General features: G+C 49.1%; 1 protein-coding gene. It reads right to left on the reverse strand.

The genetic code is table 11. The features are described 5' to 3' along the window. The coding region (locus CDN38_RS33690) for a response regulator (RefSeq protein ID WP_204903265.1) at positions 1-240 on the reverse strand (240 nt) is incomplete at its 3' end. Between the last annotated feature and the right edge of the window lie 31 nt (positions 241-271).

Here is a 271-nt window from a genome sequence, read left to right on the forward strand (position 1 = left end):
TTCCACTTCCGCATAGGCCGTCATCAGAATAACGGGTGTCCGGGTCTCATGGCTGCGCATCTCCTTTAGTGCCTTGATGCCGTCCATCTCTGGCATGCGGATATCCATCAACACCACATCAGGGTGAATATCGGCAAACAGGTGTAATGCTGTGCGTCCGTTGTTCGCACAATGTGTTTCGAATCCTTGTAGTGCAAAAGCGGTGCTCAGCATACGGCGAACATTATCTTCATCATCCACAATAAGGATGCGATTAATAGCAGTCATACAG

Source organism: Mycobacterium ostraviense (assembly GCF_002705925.1).
GTDB lineage: Bacteria > Actinomycetota > Actinomycetes > Mycobacteriales > Mycobacteriaceae > Mycobacterium > Mycobacterium ostraviense.